Origin of the sequence: Streptomyces sp. UH6 (assembly GCF_013421635.1) — a bacterium.
GTDB classification, from domain to species: domain Bacteria; phylum Actinomycetota; class Actinomycetes; order Streptomycetales; family Streptomycetaceae; genus Streptomyces; species Streptomyces abyssomicinicus.
In genome coordinates this window covers 1-3,766 of the sequence record NZ_JACADT010000555.1, presented here as the reverse complement: position 1 = coordinate 3,766, position 3,766 = coordinate 1, and the positions used below count along the sequence as shown (strand labels likewise).

Here is a 3,766-nt window from a genome sequence, read left to right as displayed (position 1 = left end):
CGGCCGCTCGCACCCGGAGACCGGCAGCTCGACGCGCTCCGCGAGGCCGCCGAGCCCGCCCGCTCGCACCGGAGCGTGCCCGTCACCGGCGGACGTGCCGACGTGGACCTCGTCCTGGGCCGCAACGAGGTGACGCTGCTGGAACTCACCCCGGTCGTCGACGAGACGCCGGAGTGGTGGAGCGACGACCGGTTGTTCGGCCTCGGCGCCCGGGACACGCCCTGAGACGGCGAGGCCGCCGGGGCGTGATCCCCTGCCTCGGCAGTCATTCCGAAGAGATGCGGAACTCGAACGCGGGACGGTCCCACGGAACGGCGGGCGGGTTCGCCGGCACGGTCCCGGTCCGCACCGCTCCGACGCGGTGGTAGAAGTCCTCGGCGGGAGGATGCGACACGACCTCGACACGGTCGAGCCCGGCGGCCCGGGCCTGCGACTTCATGTGCGCGACGAGCAGGCGTCCGATCCCCCGCCCCTGCGCTTCGTCGGCGACGAAGAGCAGATCGAGCTCCGGTGGAGCGAGGACGAGCGAGTAGAACCCGAGGATCCGGCCTCCGTCCTCGTCGCCGCCGACGGCCACGAAGACGCGGTGGGCCTCGAGGTAATCAGGACCGACCCGGTAGCCCGCGACCGCGGCCGCCCATTTGCCCTCGTAGGCGCCCGAGCCACGCACGAGCCGCGTGAGCCGTTTGGCATCCCGCGCGACGGCCCTGCGGATCGTGACCGGCCGGCCGCCCCGGGAAGTGCGTGAACCCATCCGGAGAGTATCCCGCACCGCACCGGGGAGTGCCCGCCGCGGCGGTCGGCACCGTCCCGGCCCCGGCCCCGGCCCCGAGCAGGGAGGTGCGCTCACTCTCCGGTGGCATCCGCCGTCCGCCTCGCCGTGACCAGGGCGGGCAGGAGGCGCATGTCGGTGAGGACGACCGTCGCGAGCCCGGTGAGCCAGTGCGCCGGGGTGAGGCCCCCCGCGTATCCGACGGACCGCATCCCCGCGGCGGCGGCAGCCTGGACTCCGAACCTGCTGTCCTCCACGACGACGCAACGCGACGGGTCGACGCCTGTCCGCCGCGCGGCGTGGAGGAAGAGGTCCGGTGCGGGCTTGCCCCGTTCGACCTCGTGGGCGCTGAAGATCCGCCCCTCGAACCTCTCGTACAGGCCCACCTTGCCCAGGGTGTGGCGCATCTTCTGGTGGCTGCCGCTGGAGGCGACGCACCAGTTGGCCGGTGGGAGGCCGGCTCGTTCCAGACCGTCCAGGGCCTCCACGATGCCGTCGACCGGGGTCAGGCTCTCGTCCACGGCCACGGCGTGCATCTCCTGGAACCGCTCGCCCCAGGTCCGGGCCGTCTCCCGGCCGAGGCGCTCGGCGATCTGCTCGCCGATGGAGGTGGTCGAGCGGCCGACGAAGCGGTGCATGACGTCGGACTCGCTCAGCGGCCAGCCCAGTTCGGCGCCCAGGGCGACGTGTGTCCGCACGGCGATGGGCTCGCTGTCCACGAGCACGCCGTCGCAGTCGAAGACGACGAGCTCGACCGGCTCCTGTGCGGGGAAGACGGCTGTCAACGGTGCCCCCTGGCTGATGGCTCCCGGGCTTCCGGGCTCCCGGGCTTGCGGCCGTGATGCCACCGGGAACTCGCCGGTGACTCCGGTGCCGGGTTCACCCGCACGTACGCGCCGGCGCTCCGGCAGAGGCCGCCCCCGGTGCATCCCTACCCGCATCCTGACGGGACGTCAAGCGCGTCCGCTGCGTGCGGCACCCCGCGTCTCCCCCACAAGGGGCTGCCCGCGGGATCTCCACGGAACCCGGGACCGCCGTCGCCGCGGGTGAAGCGCCCGCCGGTCACCCGCTCGCACCAGTTCCCCCCTGGTCGCCTCGCGCCCTCCTGGGCCCTCTGCCAACGTGGTGACGAGGGTGACCCTCGATGTCCACGTCTCCGGGAAGAGCGAGGTCCCATGTACGACCCCGATCCACCGTTCCGGCCGGTCCGCAGACGCGACGGGTACCTGCCGCTGGAGGACCTCGGGCTCATCGGTGACGGCACGACCGCGGCGCTGGTCGGGCTCGACGGGTCCATTCCCTGGATGTGCCTGCCCCGGTTCGACTCCGAGCCGTTGTTCTGCGGGCTCCTGGACCACAGCCGTGGCGGGCACTTCACCGTCGCTCCGGAGGGCCTGGTCGAGGCCCGGCAGTGGTACGTGCGGGACACCGGGGTGCTCGTCACGGACCTGCGCACCCCCGACGGTGTCGTGCGGCTCACGGACGCCCTCACGCTCCGCCCGGGCGCCGACCTCACCGACGACACCCCCGCCGGGCGCGCCGAGCTCGTGCGCTCGGCCCGGGTCCTCTCCGGCCACGTCCGGCTGAGGGCGGATCTGCAGCCCAGGGGCGGCGCGCAGACGCGGGCCCTGTTCAGCGGGGTCGAGCTGCGGCCCTACCGGCAGCGGGGGCTGCGGCTGCACCTGCGCGGCAGCCGTCCCCTCGACGGTCTCCGCAACAGCTACGACATGCGGGAGGGCGACCGTCTCGACCTGGTCCTCTCCTGGGGGCGCTTCCACCGTCATCACCGCTTCGACACCGATGCCATGCTCGCCGCGACCAGTGAGGCGTGGCATCGCTGGATGACGGGGTTCACCTACGAGGGCCCGGAAGAACCCCTGGTCAGGCGGTCCGCGCTCAGCCTGAAGATGTGCGACGACTGGTCGGACGGCTCGCTCGTCGCCGCGCCCACCTCCTCCCTCCCCGCCCCCATCGGCGGCATCCGCAACTGGGACTACCGCTACGCCTGGATCCGGGACGCGGCCTTCGCCGTGTTCGCCCTGCGGCGCATCGGCTTCCAGGGCGAGGCCGACTCGTTCCTCGGCTGGGTCCTCGACGCGTTCGAGCAGAGTGGGCGGCCCCGCATCATGTACACCCTCGACGGGCTCGCGGTCCCCGACGAGATGGTGGACGGCGAGCTGGAGGGTTACCGGCGCTCGGCCCCCGTGCGCTGGGGCAACGGCGCGACCGACCAGCGCCAGCACGACGTCTACGGCGAGATCCTGGACTGCGCCGACCAGTGGCTGCTGGCCGGCGGCGAGATCCAGCCCGCCCTGTGGTCCAGCCTGGCCGGGCTCGCGGACCAGGCGGCCACCGCCTGGCGCCAGCCGGACCAGGGCATCTGGGAGGTGCGCAACGAGGGTGACGCCTTCACCTACTCGGCGGGACTGTGCCATGTGGCCCTGGACCGGGCGGTGCGGATCGCCGAGCGGCACGGGCTGCCGGGACGCGTCGCGGAGTGGCGGGCCGCGGCCGACGAGCTGCGGGAACTCATCCTGAACCGGTCCTGGGACGAGGACGCGAAGACCCTGAGCGTGTCCCTCTCCGGCGGGGGCGCGGTCGACGCCAGCCTGCTCGCCCTGCCGCTCCGCGGGGTCGTCCCCGTGGACCATCCGCGGATGGTGGCGACGACGGCCGCGGTGGCCGAGCGTCTCTCGGCGGGCGGCGGGCTGCTCTACCGCTACCTGCACGACGAGTCCCCCGACGGGCTCGCCGGTGACGAGGGGGCGTTCCTGCTGTGCAGCTTCTGGCTGGTCGACAACCTGGTCGGCCAGGGCCGGCTGGACGAGGCCGAGGAGCTGTACGTGGCCCTGTGCGCGCGGGCCAGCACGACCGGACTCCTCTCGGAGCAGATCCATCCGTCCACGGGCGAGTTCATGGGCAACTTCCCGCAGGCGTTCAGCCACATCGGCGTCATCGCCAGCGGTGTGACCCTCGGCCGGGCGCGGGCGGGCA

Annotated in this window: 3 protein-coding genes and 1 pseudogene; 2 read left to right on the top strand and 2 right to left on the bottom strand. The window is 73.4% G+C overall.

Translation table 11 applies throughout. The features are described from left to right. Positions 1–225 (top strand): annotated as a pseudogene (locus HW445_RS21890) (xylan 1,4-beta-xylosidase); the annotation flags it as partial. Positions 226–265: 40 nt separating this feature from the next. On the opposite strand, the gene HW445_RS21885 reads toward HW445_RS21890, so the two are convergent. Beyond that, a complete protein-coding gene (locus tag HW445_RS21885; protein ID WP_180222683.1) occupies positions 266–754 on the bottom strand; it encodes a GNAT family N-acetyltransferase in 489 nt (162 codons plus the stop codon). 92 nt (positions 755–846) lie between these two features. Beyond that, positions 847–1,557 (bottom strand): HAD family phosphatase, encoded by a 711-nt coding sequence (locus HW445_RS21880; RefSeq protein ID WP_257231219.1) that lies wholly within the window; start codon positions 1,555–1,557, stop codon positions 847–849. A 390-nt stretch (positions 1,558–1,947) separates the two neighbouring features. On the opposite strand from HW445_RS21880, the gene HW445_RS21875 reads away from it, so the two are divergent. Continuing rightward, positions 1,948–3,766, top strand: a 1,819-nt coding sequence (locus HW445_RS21875) for a glycoside hydrolase family 15 protein (RefSeq protein ID WP_180222681.1), incomplete at its 3' end; no start/stop codon positions are given.

Coding starts and splice junctions, on each gene's coding strand:
- HW445_RS21885 (WP_180222683.1), bottom strand. CDS start 754: ATGGGTTCACGCACTTCCCGGGGCGGCCGGCCGGTCACGATCCGCAGG.